Origin of the sequence: Streptomyces tubbatahanensis (assembly GCF_022699385.1) — a bacterium.
Taxonomy (GTDB): Bacteria; Actinomycetota; Actinomycetes; order Streptomycetales; family Streptomycetaceae; genus Streptomyces; species Streptomyces diacarni.
Genome location: NZ_CP093846.1, coordinates 199,925 through 222,392, shown reverse-complemented (window position 1 = coordinate 222,392; position 22,468 = coordinate 199,925). Strand labels below are relative to the sequence as shown.

Sequence of the window (22,468 nt, the reverse complement as noted above, 5' to 3'; positions counted from 1 at the left end):
AGTATTGAACGGACGTCCAGACGGTCCTATGGTCGTGGCCATGACTGCTGTCACCACGGACGACGTCACGGCGATCGCTGCCGGCTACGACGAAGACCCCGCGCGCTCGATGTCCCTGCGGGCCGAGGCCTACACCGAGCCCAAGTGGCACGCCGCCGACCAGCAGGCGATCTTCGCCCGGACCTGGCAGTGGGTCTGCCACGTCGAAGAGGTGGAGAGGCCCGGAAGCTACCTCGCCACGACGGTCGCCGACATGCCGGTGCTCGTCGTCCGCGACCGGGACGGACGGCTGCGTGCCTTCTACAACGTCTGCAAGCACCGGGCGCACGAGCTCCTGTCGGGTTCGGGGACCACCCGTACGATCGTGTGCCCGTACCACGCGTGGACGTACGACCTGAGCGGCTCCCTGGTCGGAGCCCGGCAGAGCGACCGCATGGAGTCGTTCGACAAGTCCGCGATCTGCCTCGACCGCGTCCAGGTCGAGGAGTTCTGCGGCTTCGTCTACGTCAACCTCGACCCGGCCGCCCCGTCGCTGGCGGACCAGGCCCCCGACCTCGCCGGACAGATCACCGAGCGGGCCCCGGACATCTCCCGGCTCACCCACGCCAAGCGGCTGCACTACGACATCAGGAGCAACTGGAAGAACGTCGTCGACAACTTCCTGGAGTGCTACCACTGCCACGTCGCGCACAAGGAATTCGTGTCGCTCGTGGACATGAGCACCTACGACGTGCGGACCCACGGGATCTGGTCGAGCCACTTCGCGGACGCGGGCAGGTCCGAGAACACCGCCTACGACGTGTCCGGCGCGACCGTCACCGAGCACTCGGTGTGGTGGCTGTGGCCCAACACCTGCCTGATGCGCTACCCGGGGCGCGGCAACTTCATGGTCCTGCGCGTGCTGCCGGCCGGACCCGACCGCACGCTCGAGACCCTCGACTTCTTCCTGGAGAGCACCGAGCTCAACGAGTCGGAGAAGCAGTCCGTCACGTACATGGACGAGGTGCTGCAGGTCCAGGACATCAACCTCGTCGAGAGCGTCCAGCGGGGTATGGCCACACCCGCCTTCGAACAGGGCCGCATCATCTACGACCCCGAGCGGGCGCCGGGGCTCTCCGAGCACGGTGTGCACCACTTCCACGGCCTCGTCCTCGGCGCCTACCGGGCGCTGGTCCAGCAGCACGCGTCCTGACCGGGGGAGTCGACTCCGTCCACCCGTAGTGAGGAGGGCCGAGATGCCCAAGCCCGTCATCATCACCTGTGCTCCGACCGGAGGCATCCACACCCCGACGATGTCCCCGCACCTGCCCGTCACGCCCGACGAGATCGCTCAGGCGTCCGTCGAGGCCGCTGCGGCGGGGGCCGCGATCATCCACCTGCACGCCCGCGACCCGGAGACCGGAAGGCCCGACCCGCGGCCCGAACTCTTCCAGCGCTTCCTGCCGCGGATATCCGCCGAGTCCGACGCCGTCGTCAACATCTCCACCGGCGGCGGCCTCGGCATGACCCGCGAGGAGCGACTCCGTGCCGCCGTCTCCGCCTCGCCCGAGATGGCCTCGCTCAACGTCGGTTCACTCAACTTCGGCATCTTCCCCATGCGGCGAAAGTACGACCAGTGGAAGCACGACTGGGAGCCCGAGTTCCTGGAGTCGACCCGCGACCTGGTCTTCACCAACACCTTCGCCGACCTCGAGTACATCGTGAAGGAGCTGGGCCAACAGCACGGCACCCGCTTCGAGTTCGAGTGCTACGACCTCGGACACCTCTACAACCTCGCCTGGCTCATCGACCAGGGGTGGGTCAGGCCGCCCTTCTTCGTGCAGATGGTCTTCGGCGTACTCGGCGGAGTCGGCGCCGACCTCGACAACCTCGCGCACATGCACACCGTCGCCGAAAAGCTCTTCGGGGACGACTACGAGTGGTCCGTACTCGCCGCGGGCCGGCACCAGATGCCCTTCGCCACACAGGCCGCCATGCTCGGCGGCAACCTACGGGTAGGCATGGAGGACAGCCTCTACATCGGCCCGGGCGAGCTCGCCCCCTCCAACGCGGCCCAGGTCACGAAGATCCGCTCGATCGTCGAGTCCCTCGGGCACACCATCGCGACGCCCGACGAGGCCCGCAGCCGTCTGGGACTGAAAGGAGCCGGCCGTGTCGCCTTCTGAGCGCACCGACCACGCCTCGACGAGCGGCATCACCCGCGTCGCAGGACTCGGCGCCGGCGTGATCGGCCAGAGCTGGACCGCGCTGTTCCTGGCAGCCGGCATGTCCGTCACCGTCCACGACCCCGACCCGCAGGCCGAAGCACGTGTGCGCAAGGCCGTCGAGACCGCCTGGCCCGTCCTGACGCAACTGGGACTCACCGCCCACGGCACACCCGACGACCTGCACTTCTGTCAGGACGCGCGCGCCGCGGTCGAGGGCGTGGGCTTCGTCCAGGAGAGCGTTCCCGAGCGGATCGGCACCAAGCACGACCTCTACGCCGCCATCGAACCGGCGCTGGAGGCGGACACGATCGTGGCCTCGTCGGCGTCCGGGCTGACACTGAGCCAGTTGCAGGCGGGCTGGCGGAATCCGGGGCGTCTCGTCCTCGGCCACCCCTTCAACCCGCCGCACCTCATCCCGCTGGTCGAGGTGATGGGCAACTCCCTGACCGACCAGGCCGTGGTGGGGCGGGCCCGCGCCTTCTACGAGACGGTCGGCAAGGAGACCATCGAGGTACGGCGCGAGGTACCCGGCCACGTCGCCAACCGGCTGCAGGCGGCGGTGTGGCGCGAGGCCATCCACCTCGTCAACGAAGGAGTCGCGAGCGTCGAGGACATCGACACCGCCGTCGCCGCAGGCCCCGGACTGCGGTGGGCGACGATGGGCCCCACGGCGCTGTTCCACCTCGGCGCGGGCGAAGGCGGGCTGGCGGCCTTCTGCGACCGCTACGCCGACAGCTTCAACCGCTGGTTCGACGACCTGGGCCGACCGCATCTGGACGAGGCCACGGCACGACGGCTGGTCGAAGGAATCCGCCCGCTCAGCGACACGCACACTGTCGAGGAACTGTCCCGGCGGCGCGACGCGCTGCTCACCGAACTGATCGCACTCACCCGTAAGGCACACCGGTAGGGCCTGTCACTGAAGATTCTCCCGCACAAGGACGGCGCACCGCCGCGTCGCCCCCGCCCGGCGGAACGGGGGCCGACGCGGCTAGCATCGACCAGGTGAGCGAGACGGCTGCGGAAGCTGCGGAAACCGAGAAGAAGGCCGGGCGACAGGAGCGGATCCTCGACGCCGTCCTGGCGCTCCTGTCCCAGCACGGGATCTCCGGCGTCAGCATGCGTGCCGTGGCCCGGGAGGCCGGAGTCGCGCTCGGCCTGGTCAACTACTACTACGACGACAAGGTCACCCTGATCGGCGCGGCGCTGCGCCGTATCGAGGCACAGGACGTCGCCATGGTCGAGCCCGACCCGGCCCGCGGCCCCGAGGACAATCTGCGCGCCGCGCTCCGCCGCGTCGCCGACGACCGTTTCCTGACGACGGAATACCTCTCCCTCCGGCTCCAGCTGTGGGCTCTCGCGCAGGCGCACCCGGACTTCGCGCACATCAACACGGCCGCCCAGCGGCGCTACCGCAAAGGCCTGGCCGCACTCATCCGCGCCGCCCGGCCTGACCTGCCCAGCGCGGAGGCGGGCCGGCGGGCCGCCGACATCGACATCGTGCAGAACGGGCTGTGGCTCACCGCGCTCCTGGGGATAGACCGCGCGGCGATCCGCAGGAGCGTCAAGCGCTGCGAGGACATCGCCTTCGCGTAAGACGGACTGCCGGTGCCTCGGTTCTTGCGTAACCGCCGCCCGCGCGGCCCTTGTTCAGCCAGCGCGGCCCTTGCTCAGGGGGGCGCGAGGGGCCGCTGGACAACTGCGGGCAGGTGCACCCGGCTCCGGAGGGTGACCCTGATCGCTCGGAAGTCACCGAGAGCAATCTGAGGGCTGTGTGGGCGAACTTCGCTCAGCGCGGCTACCGTCGCCTGATCTACACGAACACCCTGAGCGTGCTGCCGGAGACGACGGGCATGTTCGAGCGGTCCATGGGGGCCGGGGTGCGGATCGTACGGGTGCTGCTCACGGCCTCCGACGCGACTGCCCGGGAGCGTCTGACGGGCAGGGAACTGGCTCGGAGCTGGAGAAGGAAGTGCGGGGCAGTGCCCGCAAGGCACGGCTCGTGGACGAGCGTGCTCACGCGGAGACGGTGCGGGTGGCGACGGACGGCCGGCTCGTGGTGGACCTCGCGCGGGAGGTGGTGGCCGCGACGGGCTGGGCCGGTCCCGCCCCGGCCTCCAGCGCGTGAGGACCTGAGCGGACCGGTCTGGGAAAACCGGACCGCTCAGTACGCGGTCCCGTTCGGACAGACGCCGCCGACGTCACCTCGTATGTCGGCGCATCCGCTTCGCCGCTCCGTCGATGGCCCAGGCGTCGGCGACCGGTCCGAGGTGCCCGAGCTTGTCGGGGTTGACCACTGAGCGGATGGTCTGGATCTGGTTGTCGAGTACGTCGACGACGAGCGCGGTGAGCACCCTGCCGTCCCGGTCGCGGAAGACGGCGCCGGGTTGGCCGTTGACCTGGTGCGGTTCGAACGTCACGTCGACCCGGCCCAGCAGTGGGACGAGCGAGCCCAGCAGCCGGGCCACGTTCTCCGTGCCGGAGATGGCCCTGGCGAACCGCGGAGCCTTGCCACCGCTGTCCCCGACCATCTGCACGTCTGCGGCCAGCAGAGCCTGGAGGCCGGCGACATCGCCTGCACGGAGGGCGTCGAAGAACCGGGCTGCCAGCTCCCGCCGCTCCTTGCTGTCCGCTTCGAACCGTGGCCGCCCGGCTTTCATGTGCCGCCGCGCCCGCGCCAGCAGTTGCCGACACGCTGCCTGCGAACGCCCCACCGCCGCGGCGACGTCGTCGAACGGGAAGCCGAACACCTCGCGCAGTACGAAGACCGACCGCTCCAGCGGGCTGAGGCGCTCCAGTAGCAGCAGCGCCGCCATCGACACCGAGTCGGCCAGTTCCGCCGAGCGCGCCGGATCCTGATACGGGTCCTCCAGCAGCGGCTCGGGGAACCACGGCCCCACGTACGCCTCCCGCCGCACCCGCGCCGAGCGCAGCACGTCGATCGAGATCCGGGTCACCGTGACGGAGAGGAACCCCTTGACCGACGTGGGAGGCGTCGTCGAGCCGTCGAAGCGCAGCCACGTCTCCTGTACCGCGTCCTCGGCCTCGCTGACGCTGCCGAGAATCCGGTAGGCGATCGAGAAAAGCAGCGGCCGCAGCTCCTCGAAGACCTCGACCTTGTTCACGCCACATCCCCCTCGGGGCTCCTGCCCGGTCGTTCCCGGCGCGGGCACGTGTCAGTGATCTTGCGGTTCAGCTGGTGGGGCACGGTCGTCGTGGGCGACTCAGTGGAACTGTCCTGCCGTGTAGTCGCCGGCCGGCTGCTGGGCGATGATGTTCAGCCGGTTTACCGTGTTCATGAAGGAGACCATGACCACCAGGGCGGTGAGCTGCTCCTCGTCGTAGTGCTTGACGGCACGTTCCCACACCTCGTCGCTGACCCCGCCGGCTGCGTCCGCGACCCGGGTCCCCTCCTCCGCGAGCTCCAGCGCGGCACGCTCGGCCTCGGTGAAGACGGTGGCCTCCCGCCACGCCGTCACCAGGTTCAGCCGCGTCGAGGTCTCACCGGCCGCGGCGGCTTCCTTGGTGTGCATGTCGATGCAGACGGCGCAGCCGTTGATCTGGCTCACGCGCAGGGCCACGAGTTCCTGCGTCGCGGCCGGCAGCGGCGAGTCCTTGAGTACCTTGCCCGCGGACATGAAGTGCTTGAGGGCCTTGGCGGCGGTCGGGTCGGCGAAGTAGTTCAGGCGTGCTTCCATCGTGTGTTCTCCTCCGTGCTTCTTCGTGGTTACACCCCTGGGACGAGACAGCTCGACCCCCTGTGACACTGGCGCGTGTGATCCACGTCTCTCCGTGAGCCGTGCCTGCCCAGGCAGGCCTGCGTGCGCTCCGCTTCGCAGATGGGTCGGCTGGTTCCGGCCGCAGCGGGTACCTCTCCCAGGCACCACCAGCAACGAGAGGACTGAGGAGAGACATGAACGAGGTCACTGCCGCGGGGCAGCGCACAGAGGCCGCCTCCCAGGGCCGGGTCAGCCGGGCCCGCCAGTGGTTCAGGCGCGCTGTGGGTTCGGGCGGCCACGAGCGGCACACGATGACTCTGATCTTCAAGAGCACGCTGGCTGCCGCCGTCTCGTGGTGGGTCGCGCACGACCTGATCGGCGCGGCTTCTCCGGCCTTCGCACCGTTCTCCGCCGTACTGATCATGCAGGTCACCGTCTACCGGTCCCTGTGGCAGGCACTGCGCTATGTGGGTGCTGTGTCGGTGGGGGTCGCGGTGCAGGGCGCGCTGGGTTTCCTGGCCGGTCCGCATCTGCTGACCTTCGTGCTGGTGGCCCTCGTCGCGCTGGCTGTGGGACGGTGGCGGCCGCTCGGCTCGCAGGGCTCCCAGGTGGCGACCGCGGCTTTCTTCGCCTTCTCCACCTACGTCGCCGCCGCCGGCAGCGCGCAGCGGTGGTCCCAGCTCGGGCAGATCATCGAGCTGGTCTTCATCGGCTGCGGCATCGGAGTGATCGTGAACATGGTGGTGCTGCCCCCGATGCGGTACCGCAGCGCCGAGTACGGCATCCACACTCTCGCGCATTCCCTCTGCGACCTGGTCGGCGACATGTACCCGGCGCTGCGCGAGGGCAAGCTGGACGAGGAGCGCACCCGCCAGTGGCGGCAGCGTGCCGTGCAGCTGGGACCGATCGCGCAGCAGGCGCAGTCCTCGCTGCACACCGCCTGGGAGAGCACTCTCTACAATCCGCGCCGGCTCCGGCGGCGTCACCGCCCCCGTACCTTCTCCGGCTACCAGGCTGTCGTCGACGCCCTCGAACGTGTCACCTACCAGGTGACCTCGATGACCCGCAGCCTCGACCAGTGGAGCGGTGCCGACGGCGAGTCGAGCGCAGCGGGATTCACCCGCGCCTACGGTGACTTCCTCGGCTCTCTCGCACATATCGCCGAACTGCTCGCCGACATCGACGAGGACCAGCTGCACAGTCAGTCGCAGGAGCTGTGCCAGGCCGCCGCCGAGGCGCAGCGGTGCCGCGACCGGCTGGAGGACGACGCGCGGGAAAGCTCGCTTCCCCTCAGCGATCCGGGCCGGCCGTACGGCATCCTCATGGCCGAGGCCACCCGGCTGATGGACGAGTTCCAGCACACCTGCGACGTGCTCCAGCACGGCGTCGACCAGGCCGGCACCGGCGACGCCGGCTCGTCCTCTTCCTGAACGAGCCGGCGGGGCGGACGTCAGGCGGTAAAGCGGTCGGGGTCGGCAGCGGCCCAGTCCGCGGCCCACTCCGGTGGTGCCTCTCGGAGGAGCTGGCCCGGGGCCAGCCAGTGGTGCAGTTCCTCAGCGGAGCGAATGGTGACGGGATCCATGCGCCGGTACAGCATGTGCGGGCGCAGTTCGCCCGGCTCGCCTGCCCCCATGGAGGCCATGATCCGCTGGGCGCTGTGCACCGTGGCTTCCTGATAGCGCTGGACGCGGGCGGACTTGTCCTCGACGTCGAGCGCGCGGGCCCGGCGCGCGTCCTGAGTGGCGACGCCTGTGGGGCAGGTGTTGGTGTGGCAGCTCATGGCCTGGATACAGCCGACGGCGAACATCATGGCGCGGGCCGCGTTGGTGTAGTCGGCGCCCTGCACCAGACGCTTGACGACATCGGCCCCGGTGGCCACCTTGCCACTGGCTCCGATGCGGACGCGGTCCCGCAGCCCCGTGCCGACCAGTGCGTTGTGCACCGTCATCAGGCCCTCGGTCAACGGCATTCCGACGTGGTCGCAGAACTCCAGGGGAGCGGCCCCCGTGCCGCCCTCGGCGCCGTCGACGACGATGAAGTCGGGTGTGCTGTCCTCAGCGAGCATGGCCTTGCAGACGGCAAGGACGTCGCGCCGGGTGCCCACGCACAGTTTGAACCCCGCCGGCTTGCCGCCGGCCAGCTCCCGCATCCGGGCGATGAACCGGACCAGTTCGCGCGGGGTGGAAAAGACCCGGTGGTAGGGCGGGGATACGACGGTCTCGCCCTGCGGCACGCCGCGCACCGCGGCTATCTCCGCGTTGACCTTGCCGCCCGGCAGCACACCGCCGATGCCGGGTTTGGCTCCCTGGGACAGTTTCAGCGAGACGCACTTGACCTGGTCAAGCGCGGCCGTCCGGGCGAACTGCTCGGGGTCGAAGGTGCCGTCGTCGGTGCGGCAGCCGAAATAGCCCGTGCCGATCTCCCACACCAGGTCGCCGCCGTGCTGCCGGTGGTGGTCGGAGATGCCGCCCTCGCCGGTGTCGTGCGCGAAACCGCCGAGCGCCGCGCCGTTGTTGAGCGCCCGGATGGCATTGGCCGACAGCGAACCGAAGCTCATCGCCGAGACGTTGAGCAGTGACATGTCGTACGGCTGTGTGCAGTCGGGACCACCGACGCGCACGGTCGGCGGGATCTGCGGGACCGGGACCGGCGCGATGGAGGGCGCGAGGAACTCATACCCCGTCTCGTAGACGTCCCGCTCACTGCCGAAAGGCTCCTCGGCGGCGGTCCCCTTCGCCCGCTGGTAGACGAGGTCCCGGGTGTCGCGGTCGTAGGGCCGCCCGTCGTGGTTGCGCTCGATGAAGTACTGCTGCAGCTCGGGCCTGATGCTCTCCAGCAGATAGCGCAGATGGCCGAGGACCGGGTAGTTGCGCAGTACCGAGTGCCTGCGCTGGAACAGGTCGTACACGCCGGTGACGGCGAGCGCCAGCAGTACGGCGGCCGGTATCCACCACCAGCCCGAGACGAACAGCGACAGGGCGGTCGCCACCAGCGCGGCAGCCGCGACACCCGTCACGCAAGCGAATCTGATCATGAGTGAGACCAACCGGTGGGAAGCAGATGCACGGAGGAGGAGGCTACCGCCAGGCCCACATGCCGGGACGGCGGCCCCCGCAGGCGCCCTCCAGCGCTCGCCCCGCTCTCCACGGAAGCGGACACCCAGGCGCCGTTCACCAGGCCGTACACCAGGGAGCACCGTCCGCCATGACGCCCTCTCGTGGTCCACACGGCCCGGCCTGTGAGGGGCCGTACGGCTCGGGCTGTGAGGCGTGGGTGTGCCACAATGCCGCCATGGAGATGCGGCCGTATGTGGACGAGCTCTGCCACGAGTTCCTGGTTGCCGCCACCGGAGGTGGGCAGGACACTCGCGCGCTCGCCGAGCGGCTCATCGGACCGCTCGAGACGGCCACCCGGCTCACCCTGCTGAAGGCGCTGTCCGCGGCCGCCGACGAGATCACCCGCGACCTGGCGCCCGGATCCGTTGATGTCCGGTTGCGCGGGCTCGATCCCCAGTTCGTCGTCACGCTGCCCCCCGCCGACGAGTCGTACGCCGGCGAGGAGGAGGACGACTACGAGTTCGCGCCGGGCGCGGCACCGGCCGCCCGCCCTTCCGAAGGCGCGGGCAACGAGGCCGCGAGCGGTACCGCGCGGATCAACTTCCGCCCTCCCGAACACCTCAAGGTCCTCATCGACGAGGCCGCCGGCAAGCAGGGCCTCTCGGTGAACGCCTGGCTCGTCCGGGCGTGCGGCGCCGTCCTGGCGTCCGAGAACCGGAAAGGCGAGCGGCGTGCCCCGCGCGGCGAGCAGCGCTACTCCGGCTGGGTCCACTGACCTGGTGGCCACACACCGTCCCGCCCGGGGACACACGCCGTCCCGCGAGCGGACACATCTCCGCGACCCATCAGGAGAGTAGGGCCATGCCCGCTTACGACACCCCTGAGCCGATCTCCGTCACGATCGAGCTGCCCGTGGGCGACGTCCGGATCGTCGCGAGCGACCGCGCCGACACCGTGGTCACGGTGGTGCCGACGGACGCCGGCAGAGACTCCGACGTGAAGGCCGCCGAACGGGTCCGCGTCGAGCACTCGGGCGGCCGGCTTCTGATCAAGGCCCCCAAGCAGTACCTGCCGTTCGGCGACGGCGGTTCGAGTGACGTGCACATCGAGATGCCGGCCGGGTCGCAGCTGCGCGGCACCGTCGGCTCGGCCGCGCTGCGCTGCGAGGGCCGCCTCGGCGCGTGCCGGTTCAAGTCCGGGGTGGGCGATGTCGAACTGGAGGAGACCGGAGCCCTGTCCCTGGAAACGGGCAGCGGCGACATCAGCGTGAGCCGGGTCAACGGCCGTGCCGAGGTCGTCCTGGGCAGCGGCTCCGCGAGGCTGGCGGAGATCGCCGGCCCCGGGGTGGTCAAGAACTCCAACGGGGACCTGTGGGTCGGCGTGGCGCGCGACGAGGTGTGGCTGACCGCGGCCAACGGCTGGGTGTCCGTCGACCGGGCGCACGGCTCCGTGCAGGCCAAGGCCGCCAACGGCAGCATCAGGCTCGGGGAGGTGCGGCGCGGCTCCATCGGCGTCGAAACCGGTGTCGGCGAGCTGGAGGTGGGCATCCGCGAGGGCACCGCCGCCCGGCTCGATCTGCGCACCCGGCGCGGAACCGTGCGCAACTCCCTCACCTCCGTCGACGGCCCTACGCCGGCCGAGGAGACCGCCGAGGTGCGGGCCCGCACGACCCTCGGAGACATCGTCATCCGCCGGGCCTGAGAGCCCGCTTCCCGCCTCCCCGGTTCGCCCACGTGCTGCCGTCCGGCGCGGAACGGGATGTGTCCTGCACAGCCCGGAGTTCTCCTCGTGATGCCGTCGCGTGGATCGCTCGCGGCTGCGCGGTGTCGCGGTGTCGCGGTGGTCACAACAGCTGAGGTCCTCTCGTACTGAGGCACCGCGCCATATGCGCCAGAAGTGGCGCCATCATGGAGCCTCGTGGTCTTGCCGTGTCTCGTTTTTACGCCGGAGAACCGTGGTGCGTCCGGCCCTCTCTCTCGATGTGACGGCGCTGTTTCGCCACTTCGCTCACGAGTCCGCTCGGGGCTTCTTGCCGGGGTGACCACGGGATGGCTTCCAGTGGAGCCATTATTGTGCCACGATGGCGCCACACTGGAGCCATCGTCCGGCTGTGAGTCGGGCCGCACTGTTCATCAAGGAGGTTGGTCATGAGTGACTCGACGCTTGAACCGGCTCAGCCCCCGGGGGAGGCCGAGGCTGCCGGAGAGACGAAGGCCCCTGTCGGGGCATGGCTCAGTCTCATCGCCGTGGCGCTCGGCATCATGGTCGTGCAGATCGACGGCACGGTTGTCGCCGCGGCCAACCCGATGATCGCTACTGATCTGAACGCGACTCCCGGGCAGATCCAGTGGGTGACGACCGGCTATCTGCTCGTCCTTTCCGGCCTGCTCATTCCGGCGGGTACGGTGGCCGACAAGATCGGCCGCAAGAAGGCGTTCCTCATCGGCGTCGGCGGATTCTCACTCGCCTCACTGCTGTGCGGCATGTCCGGTTCGATCGAGATGCTGATCGGCGCCCGCGTACTCCAGGCCGTCTTCGCCTCGCTGCTCGGCCCCGCGGGGCTCGCCGTCCTCAAGGCAACCTTCCCGCCTGCCAAACTCCCCGCAGCCCTCGGTGTCTTCGGCGCGGTCACCGCCATCGCGATGGCGGGCGGCCCGATGCTCGGCGGCGCGCTGGTGGAGTACGCCAGCTGGCCGTGGGTCTTCTTCATCAACCTGCCGTTCGGCGTCGTCGGCGTGCTGGTGGGGCTGACCGTCATCAAGGAGACCGCCCAGAAGGGCACCGATCCGCTCGACATCCCCGGCGCCGTCGCGCTCACGGCCGCGATGGTCAGCACGGTGTGGGGAATCACGGGTGCTCAGGACGACGGCTGGACCTCGGGCAAAACCCTCGGGGTCATCGCCCTGGGTGTCGCGTTGCTGGCCGTCTTCGTCCTGATCGAGGCAAAGACCAAGCACCCCATGGTCGCGCTCAGCCTCTTCAGGGACCGCTCCGTGTCGGTCGGCCTCATGCTCATGATCGTCACGATGCTGGCCTTCTTCGCCATCGTCTTCTACCTGATGTTCTACCTTCAGGGAGTTCAGGGGAAGAGCGCCGTCATGGCCGCCGTCAGCCTGCTGCCGCTGACCGCGGTCTTCACCGTCGCCTCGCCCCTCGCTGGTTGGGCCACCGGGAAGCTGGGTGTGAAGAGCAGCCTGGTGCTCGGGGCCGTGCTCCTCTTCGGCGCACTGATGCTGTTCCGGCGCATCGAGGTGGACACCTCCGGCTGGGTGCTGGCCCCGCCGCTGGTCCTCTCCGGATTCGGCGCGGGCTTCATGCTCGTCGCGGCCATCCAGACCATCGTGGGCAACGCACCGGTGGAGAAGGCCGGAGTCGCCTCCGGCATGCAGCAGTCCATGCAGCAGCTCGGAGGCACGCTCGGTATCGCCATCTTCGGCAGTGTGCTCGCCTCCGCGGTGAGCTCCCAGTACCCCGGCGCGCTGCGCGATGAGGTCGCCGGCAAGGGGAACGCCGCCGTCGACGTGGTGGCCGACAACGACGGCGTCCACGAGTCCGTCGCCCTCGGCTTCCCGCCCTCGGCGCGGGACGCCATCAAGGAGAAGCTCGCCCAGGGCGACGGCATGCCCACCGGAGAGCTCAACTCCTTCGTCGACGCGGTGACACGGGTGGCACATCAGACCTTCGTGGACGGCATGCACCTGGTCTTCACCGTCTCCGCGGGTCTGGCACTCGTGGCCGGGCTGCTCTCCCTCCTGGTCCGCAGCACCAGGTCCCAGCAGGAGGGAACAGCGGTCACACCGGAGGTCAGCGGCCAGGCCTGAGCCGCTCGGCCTTTTGGCGTCCCTGAGACGCACGGGCAGCGCAGTGCGCCGTGGCACTCGGACGGAGGCGAGAGGTGATCACGCGGACGTGTCGTGCCCGTCGCCGGGGGTGTCGCACAGCGCGTGGTCGACGAGGGCGCCGGCGGCCTGCTCCTGTCGGAGCGCGCTGTCCGGGGAGCCGTTGAGGGCCGTGGACATGGACACGGTGACGGAGCGGCTGCCGTCGCTGGTGACGCCGTTCAGGGTGACGTAGCCGCCGTCGCCTCCCTCATGACTCCAGTAGCTGCCGCCGCAGGACAGGGGCCGGTTGACCAGACCGAGACCGTAGCGTCCGTCCGGCCAGAACGTCCGCATCTCCTCGTTGACCGGGACGGTCTCCCGCATCTCGGCCAGCCGTTCCCGGGGCAGCAGTCCGGCGCCGAGCAGAGCCCGAAAGAAGCGGTTGACGTCGGCGGTGGTGGAGACGTGGTTGCCGGGGCTCGGGAGGATCACGTCGGTGACGTCGACGCGTTCGCCGGACGGGAAGACCTGGTAGGCGTTGGCGTGCGGGGTGCGGAGGCCGGAGGTGCCGCTGCCCGGCAGGTAGGTGTGGTGCATGCCGAGCGGTTTGAGGATCCGGTTGTTGACCTCCTGGTGCCAGGGGTGGTCTGTGGCCTTCTCGATGACCATGTCGAGCAGGACGTAGCCGGTGTTGGAGTAGCTCCATCCCGTGCCGGGTGAGAAGTCAGGGCGGTGCCTCATCGCCCGCGCGACGATCTGTCGGGGTGTGTAGGTGTCGTGCCGGCGCTCGTAGTACTCCTGCGGGGTGGTGTAGCCGGGAAGCTCGTCGTCGTGGATGCCGCTGGTGTGCTGGAGAAGGTGGCGGATGGTGATGCGGCGTCCGTCGTTGCCGTTCCCCTCCACCAGGCCCGGCAACCAGCGGTCCACGGTGTCGTCGAGCGCCAGCTTGCCCTCATCGACCAGTTGCAGGACCACGGCGGCCACGAGCGGCTTGCCGGTGCTGGCCATGCGGAAGTAGCCGTCGCGGGGCACCGGGCGGTCCGTGTCCGCTTCGGCGACGCCACTGGTGGCGACCAGATCCCGGCCGGGCCCGGCGGAGACCCGTGCCTGGACGCCGGTGACCCCCAGCGCTCGTATGGCGTCGGTGTCCCGGCGCAACTCGGCTCGCCCGTAACCGGGCGCGGCCGCTTCGTGCGCGTCGACCGGCCACTGGATGACGACGGCAGTGCTGACGGTCGCCAGAGCGGCCGCTGCGGCGGACAAGCACCGGCGACCGACGCGGCGGTGTCCACCGGAGTTGCCGGGAGTGGGCGTGGGCGGGTGGTGCGGCGCGGGTTGCGGGCTCGTCGCTCTCATGCCGTCACGCTAGGCAGGCACCGCATGTGGCGCGCTACCGCGGACTCCCGAACGGAAGGTACAGCTGTCTGTAGTGCGGCAGCGCCGCCGGTGCCTAGAGTGGATCACGTGGGGCCTGCTCCTGCTGGACGACGACAAGAGGAAAGCGATCACGTGCCCGGCGTACTCGGCGTGGCCCGCGCACGGTGGCGCACAGCGGTGCGTGGCGGACGGTACCTGCTCGGCACCTTGATGGCCGCGGCAGTGACACTCGCTGCGGCACCCCTCCTGTGCGTTCCCGCACTCGCACAGCCCTGGGCGGAGCATCACCGCCGGCGCGCCGGAGCGCTGTTGGGGCAGCCGGTCGCGCCGCGTCAACGCACCGTTGGCCGCAACCTCGCGTGGTGCGTGGCGCAGATTCTCACCGGTCTGCCTGCGGGCGCCTTCGCCCTGCTGTGCCTGGGAACCCTCTCGCTCACTCCCGTCGTCACCCTGTCGTGGTGGGCCTTCCCCGCGGCGCCGTGGCTGTTCGTGATCAGTGTTCCCCTCACCGGCTGGGGCACCGCGCTGTCGCTCGGCTTGGTCAATGTGGTGGTCTTGGCGGCGCTGGCCGGCCTCACCCTCCCGGTGCTCGCCCGGTCGCACGCCCGGTGCTGCCTCGCTGTGCTGGCGCCCTCGCCCGCGGAGCAGCTGGTCGAACGCGTCACCGAACTCACCCGGACACGTGAGGACGTCCTGCAGGCACACAGCGCGGAGCTCCGCCGGATCGAACGCGACCTGCACGACGGCACCCAGGCCCGGCTCGTGGCCATCGCCATGCGGCTCGCCGTGGCCGGCGAGAGTCTCTGCGACGGCCCCGAGACCGCCGCCGCTCTGGTGCGGCAGGCCCACGCCGAGACGGAGGACGCGATGACCGAGCTGCGCTCGGTCATCCGCACCATCTACCCCCCTGTGCTGGCCGACCAGGGCCTCGCCGGCGCGCTCGGCACCCTGGCCACCAGGGCGGGGGTGCCGACCCGTATCGACATCGGTCCGCTCGGGGAGGTCCCCGCAGCGGTCGAGGCGGTCGCCTACTTCAGCGTCACCGAGGCACTGGCCAACATCGCGCGACACAGCGGTGCCACCAAGGCCTCGGTTCGCCTCACCCGCGACGGACCGCTGCTCCGCACCGAGATCACCGACGACGGTGCCGGGGGAGCGGACGCCGCGCGTGGCTCCGGCCTGGACGGGATGCGCCGCCGCGCCGCCGCCTTGGACGGCACCCTGCAGATCGGCAGCCCACCGGGCGGGCCGACCGTCGTCACCGTGGAGCTGCCGTGCGTGTAGTGATCGTCGAGGACAACGTCCTGCTGTCCTCCGGGCTCGAGCTCCTGCTCAACTCCCAGGGCTTCGAGGTCGCGGCGATCGCGGGCGACGCCCCCGGCTTCCTCGCCGCCGTCGACGCCCACCGACCGGATGTCGCCGTCGTGGACGTGCGGTTGCCCCCGACCTTCCGCGACGAGGGCATCAGGGCCGCGGCCCAGGCCCGCCGCGACCATCCAGGACTGCCCGTCCTGGTCCTCTCGCAGTACGTGGAACCCGATTACGCCGGCCGTCTCCTCGCCGATCCCCAGGGCGGCATCGGGTACCTGCTCAAGGACCGGGTGAGCCGCATCCCCGCGTTCACCGACGCGCTGCGCCGGGTGGCCGGTGGCGGCACGGCGCTGGACCCCGAGGTGATCGCCCAACTCCTCGCACGCGGCGGCGACCCCGTCGGGGCTCTGTCCGCACGCGAGCGTGAGGTCCTCGCGCTGATGGCCGAGGGCCACGACAACGCGGGCATCGCGCAACGGCTCGTCATCACCGACAACGCCGTTCACAAACACATCGGCAACGTCTTCCTCAAACTGGGCCTGTCGGTCGGTGACAGCGGCCACCGCCGCGTCCGCGCCGTCCTGGCCTATCTCCGCCGCTATGGCGGCAGCGCGCCCGACTTGACGCCGCCACCCCCACGGGCGTGAGAAGCGCCGCCGCCCCGGCAACGGCCGCCGTGGGGCTGCTCGGACGGATGACTTCGCTACCCGGGGTGCACGAAAGGCTCGACGCGGGTGTCCAGCCACAACAGGCCCGCCCATGCGAGGGCCGTCACGGTGACGGCCGCGGCCGCGAGCGGGAGCACGGCCTGTGTGGCCCTGCCGGCCCGGCGGCGCAGGAGGTGACCCGTCAGCCGCCAGGCCGCCAGCGTGACCGCGGGAGTGCCGAACAGCATGAGCGGCAGTTCCACGTACAGCAGACTCCAGTCCCGCTCGCCCTCGAAACTGCCACGCAGACCCGGCTCGGCACCATGTCTCCACACCCAGAAGCCGACCGCCGCAGTGACGACTGCCACCAGACATCCGACGGCACCGGTCGGCTCAACTCGCTTGCCCATGCCCCCTACGGACGCGCCCTTGAGCACGTGAGTTCCCGGCGGCCCACCGTACGTACCGGCAACGATGGCCAACCCCTGCCATCGACGGCGCGCGGAGGCGTCCGCAGCGGTGCGCGAAGCGGTCGGTGAGGACCGAGTGTCCGCATTGCGGGACGGCGACGGTGTCAGGAATGGGGAAGCGGCGGCCTCGGGTTACCCGGTGCGCAACGCAAGCACTACGCCCCTCCGGGGAAGATCGGTGCGGCGTCATTGCCGTGCCGCGAAGACGGGGAGATGTGAGTTCATGACAGCTTCGAGGCAAGGGCGGCCTGCGCCCGAGGGCGGACGGGACGCCGCTACCGGCGAGGGCGCTCATGCGGACGCGGTGACCCCTCCGGCGCGTCCCGTGCGGCAGCTGTTCGCCGCCTCCGTCGGCAATGCGGTGGAGTGGTATGACTGGTACACCTATACCTTCCTTGCCACATACATCGCCTCGCAGATCTTCCCCAAGAGCGCGGCGAATTCGCTGGTGCCGCTGCTGTCGACGTTCGCGGTCTTCGCGGTGGGATTCTTCATGCGGCCCGTCGGCGGGCTGTTGATGGGTGCGGTCGCCGACCGGAGCGGGCGCCGTGCCGCGCTGACGGTGACCATTCTGCTGATGGGCGGCAGCAGCCTGCTGGTGGGGCTGACCCCGACGTACGCCGCCGCCGGCGTCCTCGCGCCCGTCATCCTCGTCGTGGCCCGGCTGTTGCAAGGGCTCTCGGTGGGCGGGGAGTTCGCCGCGTCGACCACGTTCCTGGTGGAGTCGGCCGGGCCCGGCCGACGCGGACTCTTCTCCAGTTTCCAGTACGTGTCGACGACCATCGGGCAGCTCGTCGCCTCCGGCGTCGCGGCGTTGCTCGTCGCGAACCTCACCTCCGCCACCATGGACAGTTGGGGCTGGCGGGTTCCGTTCGTGCTGGGCGCGCTTCTCAGCCTTGTGGGCTTCTGGGTCAGGCGAGGCGCGCGCGAGACCCGCAGCGAGGAGCAGGCGAAGGCGCCCCGGCCCGGCCTCTTCGAAGCCCTGCGCCGCCATCCGCGTCAGTCCCTGCTGATTGGCGGAATCACGGCGGGTGGCACGCTCGCGTACTACACGTGGACCTCGTACCTGCCGACGTACGCCGAGCTCAACGCCGGGGTGGACAAGGCGGACGCGCTGCTGGCGGGCACCCTTTCGCTGACGTTCTTCGCCCTGCTCCAGCCGCTCACGGGCCTGGTGTCCGACCGCTTCGGGCGCAAACCGCTGCTGTTGATGTTCGGGATCGGCTTCGCCGTGCTGAGCGTGCCGCTGCTGCGCGCGCTCGACGACTCCTTCGTCACGCTGCTTCTCGTGCAGTGCGCGGGCATGATCCTGCTGAGCGGTTTCACGGCCATCTCCGCGGCCGTGAACGCCGAGATCTTCCCGGCACGGGTGCGTGCCGCGGGCATCGGCTTCCCCTACTCCCTCACCGTCGCCCTCTTCGGCGGCACCGCGCCCTACATCGGCACGCTGTTCAAGGACATGGGGCACGCCGGTCTCTTCCCCGTGTATGTGGCCGTGCTGTGCCTGATCTCCTCCGCCGTCTACCTCCGACTGCCCGAGACCGCCCACCGCCCGCTGGAGCGGTGAGGACACGGGCTACCGGCCGCCCGAGAGGTTGCTTCGGCGTTCGGTCGTCTCCGGGGAAGGGTCACCTCCCGTCGTCGGGGTCTGCGTGCGCTCGGCGCAGGGGCGGCTCCGACCGGGCCGCGTGGCGCAGGTGGTCGGCGAGTGCCGTGGTCGCCGCCGAGGTGGCGTTGTCCTTGCTGCCCCAGGCGAGCAGATGGCGGCGGCGAGCCCAGGAGTCCCGCAGTTCGCACACGTCGAGGCGCTGGCGAGGATCGAGGACGCGGCGCGGTACGACGGCGAGCCCGGCGCCTGCGGCGGCGAGGGAGACGAGAACGCTCAGGTCGGCCACGGTGGTGCGGTGGCGCACCACCGTGGCGTGCGGGCCCACGTGTCTTTCGATCCAGCGACGCAGCGACGAGCGGGCGTCGAGCCCGACGAGGGGGTGTTCGGCGACTTCGGCGTAGGTCAGCGCGCTCCGGCCGGCGAGGATTCCCCCGGCCTGGCCGATCACGACGAGGGAGTCGTCGCCGAGCGGCTCCATGCGCAGCCCGCAGTCGCCGGCCTCGTCATCGAGGACGACACCCAGGTCCGCCTCGCCGTCGGTGAGCATCCGCACGGTCTGCGGGGTGCGGCTCTCGGACACCGTGACGTCGATGTCCGGGTGGGCTCGCAGAAAGGAGATCAAGGCGCGCGGCACGAGCCGGTGCATCGCGGAGCCGCCACCGAGGAGGGTCAGCGGGGCGGTCGGTGACCGGGTGTAGCTCGCGACGGCGCTCTCCAGCCGGGCGGTCTGGGCGAGTACCTCGCGTGCGTAGCGGGCCAGAGTCGTCCCCGCCGGGGTGGGCCGCACGCCGCGTCGGCCACGGATCAGGAGTGCCACGCCGGCGTGGTGTTCCAGGGACCGCACTCTGGCACTGGCCGAGGGCAGGCTCAGGTGCATGCGATGTGCGCCCGCCGTGATGGACCCCTCCGCGACGATGTGGAGAAAGAGCCGCAGATCATCCAGGTCGTAGCGCATGCGCCCAGGCTAAGGCCGTGCCTTAGCCTGGGTACGTCGATTCCGCATTGCGGAACCAGTCGTCCGTAGCTGATGCTCGTCGCGTGATCGAGCTGTTTCCCGTCCTGCTGGCCGGCGTCGCCGCCGGGGCCCTGAACGCCATCGGAGGCGGAGGAACCTTCGTGGCACTGCCCGCACTCGTCGCCTTCGGCCTGCCACCTGTAACCGCGAACGCGGTCTCCCGCATCGCTCTGGTACCCGGTGCAGCGGCCAGTGCCTGGGTGTACCGGAGCGCACTCGTCCCGGTCGGGGCCACCTCCACCGCGGCATTGACGACGACCAGCGTGCTCGGCGGCGGGGCCGGTGCCTGCCTGCTGCTGGTGCTGCCCGCTTCGTCGTTCGAGGCCGCGGCGCCGTGGCTGCTCGCCTTCGCCACGCTCATCCTCGCGTGCGGCCGCCCCCTCTCCCGCGCGTTGAACAGGATCCTGGGGCACTCAGTCGGCATGAGCCCCCGAACCGTCCTGATCGGACAGTTCGTGCTCGCCGTGTACGGCGGATACTTCGGCGGTGCCGTAGGCATCCTGATGCTGGCCTCGTGGAGCGTCGGCCTCGGACTCGACACCGCGGTCGGCAACCCGATGCGGGTCGCCCAACTCGCGGCGGTCTTTCTCAGCGCCAGCGTGCTGTTCCTGTTCACCTCGGACGCCCTCAGCGCCCCTCTCCTCCTCACCGCCATGCTGGTCGGCGCCGTGGCCGGAGGCTTTGCAGGGGCCCACCTGGCCCGCCGCCTGCCCGCCCGGCTGCTGCGCGGCGTCGTACTGGCGACCGCCGTGACCACGACCATCCTGTACTTCCTGCGCGGCTGATCACCGCAGGAGCCGCGGTGATCAGCGGCTCCGCCCGGAAGGAGGGGGCTCAACTGAGACATGAGCGAAAGCGCGGCGGGAGCGAGGCCGGCGACCGTCCTGCGCATGGGGCGAACCGGCCGACCCCACACACGCCGGTGCCGCTGCGTCGGAGGCAGGCGTTCGACGTTCACGCGAGGGCTTGGTAGTCATTCACGCGAGGGCTTGGTAGTCAGGTGAGGGGGCGGTCAGTTCGGGGTGTTCCACCACGTATCGATCGCCGTGGATCGCCACCATCGCCCAGTGCCACGCCTCGTCGTGGAAAATGAGCCCGCGATACGGGGCGTCCTCCGGCTCGTACGGGTACCGCTCCAGGGCGGCTTCCTGTGCTTCCTGCGACGTCAACCCACCATGATGCTGCATCACCCATGCGTAGCCACGCCGCTCGGACCGCAGACAGTCGATGTACTCCGCCTCACTCCACGTCACGGCTCAACGCTAGTGCTGTGACCGGAAGGTTCACCGGCTTGGGGGCGGTGAGGGTTTACGCCTGGGCCCTCGCCTCGGCGCGCATCCACGGTCACCGCATGGGCGGCCTGCGTATCCAGAAAGAGACCGCGCTACGCGAGCTGCTGCGGGGACGGGGGCGAAGCGTTCGCAGTGAGAGGAGTCAACCAGTGGATCTCCAGGTCCTCGCGTAGGTAGTCCATGCGAGTCTTCTGGAACTGGGCAAGGTCGGGCTGGGCAAGGTGATTGCGCAGATCGGCCCGGGAGCGCCACAGCTCGTAGAAGACCAGCGTGGTGGGGTCGGAGGTATCGCGGTGCACCTGGTATTGCCAGGATCCCGGCTCGGCACGGGTCGGCTCGACGAACGAAAGCAGCAGACGTGCCAGTTCCTCGGCGCGTTCCTGGCGGGGGCGGGCGAATCCGTAGATGCCGATGGGACCGCTTCCCTCAGGTATGATGATGCCCATACCTGAGAGGTTAGCCGCGCATTGAGGTACGATGCAAGACATACCTGAAGGAGGATCGTGGACCTTGGCAAAGTGTTCGCCGCGCTCGCGGACGACTCCCGGCGGAGGATGATCGCCGAACTCGCGACCGATCCCGAAGATCAGGAGCGCGCCTGCGGGTCGTTCGACCTACCGGTGAAGAAGGCCACACGCACTCACCACTTCCGAGTTCTGCGGGAGGCGGGTCTGGTAGTGCAGCGCGACCACGGCAACGGAAGCACATTGAGGCTGCTCAGGACGGACATTGAGAAGCACTGTCCTGGCCTGCTGCAGCTCCTCGTGGCCGAACTCAGCCCATCGAGCGAAGGTAAAACCGGTTCATGACCGGGCGGTCGATCCCGGGCCGCCCCCCCCGCGTTCATGGCGGGCGGCCCGAGTCTGCGGCACGGTCGGCCGTGCCGGCGCGGGCACCGCTGGGCGGTGTCTAACACAGTGACCGCGCTGCGGTTTCGAGAGGGCGTCCGCCCCAGCGGATGCCCTTCTCGCGGTGGACGCGGGCGCGTTCCTTGCGCTGGGCGACCAGGACGTCAGGGTGGCGGGCGTCGGCGTTGCGCCAGCGGAGGTAGGCGTGCGGGGCTCGGATCTGTGCGGGGTGGTCGGGGTGGTTGCAGTTGGCGATGGTGAACTGCCGCGACGGTCCGGCCTTGTTCTTCGCTGCCAGCGGGGGCGAGCAGGCCGTGTAACGCCTCGCAGCCATGCGGATGACCCCGCCGTGGCCTGTCCACAGGTAAGCGACGAGCTTGCGCAGCGATCAGCGAGTAAAGGGCTGACCCAGCCTGGCGGGGCGGGTGGTGGCCGTCTGGACGACGAAGTCCTCATCATCAGGGCCGAGCAGGTGAGGACGGCCTCCCGCTCGCTGACGGGGGGCCAGGCAGGCCAGGCCCGACTCGTCGAATCGGTGGATCACCTCTCGGGCGGTGTCCTCGTCGGCCTGCACAAGCTGGGCAATCACCGGCACCCGGTTCCCGCCGCCGGACGAAGCGAGCAGCATCAACGCCCGCCGGTAGGGCACCGAACTGGTGAGATGTCCGATCTTGGTTGGGCTCTGAGTGAGCCGGTCTTCACCGTCGCGCATGTGCACGACACCGCAGCGGCAAGCCGCTGTACGACACCCCGCCGCTCACACGCGTGTCAACGATGACCAGACGCTCTCTCAGCGCGTCCGGAAGGTTCCGTCCGGACGCGTGCCCGAGCCCGGGTGTCCTCCGAGGCGGTGAACCGCCTCGGCGTGCACCGGGCGTGCACTGCCCTCTCCAAGCGCGCGAGCAGCCGGACATCGCCTCCGACACGGCAGCACCGGCGCTGCTCGCGTGGCGGCCCTGGTCGGCGGACGGCGGAGCCCGTGCAAGGCGAGACGTATCGTCTTGCGGTTCCGCTCCGCCTGCCGTACTGTCCTCCGCATGGGTTCCCTCTGAGATCACCGGCGCCGACCGCGTAGAGCACCGCTCCGCCGTCGCCG

The 22,468-nt window shown here is 70.1% G+C and carries 21 protein-coding genes and 2 pseudogenes; 14 read left to right on the top strand and 9 right to left on the bottom strand.

Going from position 1 to position 22,468, the window contains the following annotated elements; translation table 11 throughout:
• Positions 1–40 precede the first annotated feature (40 nt).
• The 5 genes and pseudogenes from MMF93_RS00895 to MMF93_RS00875 form a co-directional block, all read left to right on the top strand.
• Positions 41–1,192, top strand: coding sequence for an aromatic ring-hydroxylating oxygenase subunit alpha (locus MMF93_RS00895; RefSeq protein WP_242748580.1), 1,152 nt, complete (start codon positions 41–43; stop codon positions 1,190–1,192).
• 43 nt (positions 1,193–1,235) lie between these two features.
• Positions 1,236–2,165: a 3,5-dioxohexanoate:acetyl-CoA acetone transferase gene (kce, locus tag MMF93_RS00890; RefSeq protein WP_242748579.1), complete on the top strand. Its 930-nt coding sequence runs from the start codon at positions 1,236–1,238 to the stop codon at positions 2,163–2,165.
• A complete protein-coding gene (locus MMF93_RS00885) occupies positions 2,152–3,117 on the top strand; it encodes a 3-hydroxyacyl-CoA dehydrogenase NAD-binding domain-containing protein (protein WP_242748578.1) in 966 nt (321 codons plus the stop codon). The genes kce and MMF93_RS00885 overlap by 14 nt, the downstream gene beginning before the upstream one ends.
• A 95-nt stretch (positions 3,118–3,212) precedes the next feature.
• Positions 3,213–3,803 carry a TetR/AcrR family transcriptional regulator gene (locus MMF93_RS00880; protein ID WP_242748577.1) on the top strand — a complete coding sequence of 197 codons (591 nt, stop codon included), beginning with the start codon at positions 3,213–3,215 and terminating at the stop codon, positions 3,801–3,803.
• A 98-nt stretch (positions 3,804–3,901) separates the two neighbouring features.
• A pseudogene (locus tag MMF93_RS00875) lies at positions 3,902–4,335 on the top strand (hypothetical protein); the annotation flags it as partial.
• Positions 4,336–4,408: 73 nt separating this feature from the next.
• Here the strand turns inward: MMF93_RS00875 and MMF93_RS00870 are convergent.
• A complete protein-coding gene (locus tag MMF93_RS00870) occupies positions 4,409–5,332 on the bottom strand; it encodes an RNA polymerase sigma-70 factor (RefSeq protein ID WP_242748576.1) in 924 nt (307 codons plus the stop codon).
• A gap of 99 nt (positions 5,333–5,431) precedes the next feature.
• Positions 5,432–5,905, bottom strand: coding sequence for a carboxymuconolactone decarboxylase family protein (locus MMF93_RS00865; protein ID WP_242748575.1), 474 nt, complete (start codon positions 5,903–5,905; stop codon positions 5,432–5,434).
• A gap of 215 nt (positions 5,906–6,120) precedes the next feature.
• On the opposite strand from MMF93_RS00865, the gene MMF93_RS00860 reads away from it, so the two are divergent.
• Positions 6,121–7,356, top strand: coding sequence for an FUSC family protein (locus MMF93_RS00860; protein ID WP_242748574.1), 1,236 nt, complete (start codon positions 6,121–6,123; stop codon positions 7,354–7,356).
• Positions 7,357–7,376: 20 nt separating this feature from the next.
• Here MMF93_RS00860 and MMF93_RS00855 read toward each other — a convergent pair whose 3' ends face one another.
• A complete protein-coding gene (locus MMF93_RS00855; protein WP_242748573.1) occupies positions 7,377–8,960 on the bottom strand; it encodes an FMN-binding glutamate synthase family protein in 1,584 nt (527 codons plus the stop codon).
• 257 nt (positions 8,961–9,217) lie between these two features.
• Here MMF93_RS00855 and MMF93_RS00850 point away from each other — a divergent pair, with 257 nt between their 5' ends.
• From MMF93_RS00850 to MMF93_RS00840, 3 genes are all read left to right on the top strand, one after another.
• Positions 9,218–9,757 carry a hypothetical protein gene (locus MMF93_RS00850; protein ID WP_242748571.1) on the top strand — a complete coding sequence of 180 codons (540 nt, stop codon included), beginning with the start codon at positions 9,218–9,220 and terminating at the stop codon, positions 9,755–9,757.
• Between the two features lie 86 nt (positions 9,758–9,843).
• Positions 9,844–10,683: a DUF4097 family beta strand repeat-containing protein gene (locus MMF93_RS00845; RefSeq protein WP_242748570.1), complete on the top strand. Its 840-nt coding sequence runs from the start codon at positions 9,844–9,846 to the stop codon at positions 10,681–10,683.
• A gap of 446 nt (positions 10,684–11,129) precedes the next feature.
• The gene (locus tag MMF93_RS00840; RefSeq protein ID WP_242748569.1) at positions 11,130–12,803 is read left to right on the top strand and encodes an MFS transporter; all 1,674 of its coding nucleotides are present in this window, start codon (positions 11,130–11,132) and stop codon (positions 12,801–12,803) included.
• 78 nt (positions 12,804–12,881) lie between these two features.
• Here the strand turns inward: MMF93_RS00840 and MMF93_RS00835 are convergent, their stop codons facing one another.
• Complete coding sequence (locus tag MMF93_RS00835) at positions 12,882–14,159, bottom strand: serine hydrolase domain-containing protein (RefSeq protein WP_242748568.1); 1,278 nt, start codon at positions 14,157–14,159, stop codon at positions 12,882–12,884.
• A 387-nt stretch (positions 14,160–14,546) separates the two neighbouring features.
• Between MMF93_RS00835 and MMF93_RS00830 the strand changes: the two genes are divergently transcribed.
• Both MMF93_RS00830 and MMF93_RS00825 read left to right on the top strand, forming a co-directional pair.
• Positions 14,547–15,464 (top strand): sensor histidine kinase, encoded by a 918-nt coding sequence (locus tag MMF93_RS00830; protein ID WP_242748567.1) that lies wholly within the window; start codon positions 14,547–14,549, stop codon positions 15,462–15,464.
• The gene (locus MMF93_RS00825) at positions 15,455–16,138 is read left to right on the top strand and encodes a response regulator transcription factor (protein ID WP_242748566.1); all 684 of its coding nucleotides are present in this window, start codon (positions 15,455–15,457) and stop codon (positions 16,136–16,138) included. Before MMF93_RS00830 ends, MMF93_RS00825 begins: the two co-directional genes overlap by 10 nt.
• Before the next feature lie 56 nt (positions 16,139–16,194).
• On the opposite strand, the gene MMF93_RS00820 is transcribed toward MMF93_RS00825, so the two are convergent.
• Positions 16,195–16,506: a hypothetical protein gene (locus tag MMF93_RS00820; protein ID WP_242748565.1), complete on the bottom strand. Its 312-nt coding sequence runs from the start codon at positions 16,504–16,506 to the stop codon at positions 16,195–16,197.
• 325 nt (positions 16,507–16,831) lie between these two features.
• On the opposite strand from MMF93_RS00820, the gene MMF93_RS00815 reads away from it, so the two are divergent.
• Entirely contained in the window at positions 16,832–18,175 is a 1,344-nt protein-coding gene (locus tag MMF93_RS00815) for an MFS transporter (RefSeq protein WP_242748564.1), read from the top strand.
• Between the two features lie 61 nt (positions 18,176–18,236).
• On the opposite strand, the gene MMF93_RS00810 is transcribed toward MMF93_RS00815, so the two are convergent.
• Positions 18,237–19,172 carry a LysR family transcriptional regulator gene (locus MMF93_RS00810; RefSeq protein WP_242748563.1) on the bottom strand — a complete coding sequence of 312 codons (936 nt, stop codon included), beginning with the start codon at positions 19,170–19,172 and terminating at the stop codon, positions 18,237–18,239.
• An 83-nt stretch (positions 19,173–19,255) separates the two neighbouring features.
• Between MMF93_RS00810 and MMF93_RS00805 the strand changes: the two genes are divergently transcribed.
• On the top strand, positions 19,256–20,017 hold the full coding sequence (locus MMF93_RS00805; protein WP_242748561.1) for a sulfite exporter TauE/SafE family protein: 762 nt from the start codon (positions 19,256–19,258) through the stop codon (positions 20,015–20,017).
• Positions 20,018–20,209: 192 nt separating this feature from the next.
• Here the strand turns inward: MMF93_RS00805 and MMF93_RS00800 are convergent, their stop codons facing one another.
• Both MMF93_RS00800 and MMF93_RS00795 read right to left on the bottom strand, forming a co-directional pair.
• Complete coding sequence (locus MMF93_RS00800) at positions 20,210–20,485, bottom strand: hypothetical protein (protein ID WP_242748559.1); 276 nt, start codon at positions 20,483–20,485, stop codon at positions 20,210–20,212.
• A 131-nt stretch (positions 20,486–20,616) separates the two neighbouring features.
• Positions 20,617–20,970, bottom strand: coding sequence for a putative quinol monooxygenase (locus MMF93_RS00795; RefSeq protein ID WP_242748557.1), 354 nt, complete (start codon positions 20,968–20,970; stop codon positions 20,617–20,619).
• A gap of 108 nt (positions 20,971–21,078) precedes the next feature.
• Between MMF93_RS00795 and MMF93_RS00790 the strand changes: the two genes are divergently transcribed.
• Positions 21,079–21,333, top strand: a complete 255-nt coding sequence (locus tag MMF93_RS00790) for a helix-turn-helix domain-containing protein (protein WP_242757166.1) — start codon at positions 21,079–21,081, stop codon at positions 21,331–21,333.
• Positions 21,334–21,433: 100 nt separating this feature from the next.
• Here MMF93_RS00790 and MMF93_RS00785 read toward each other — a convergent pair.
• Positions 21,434–22,084 (bottom strand): annotated as a pseudogene (locus MMF93_RS00785) (helix-turn-helix domain-containing protein).
• Between the last annotated feature and the right edge of the window lie 384 nt (positions 22,085–22,468).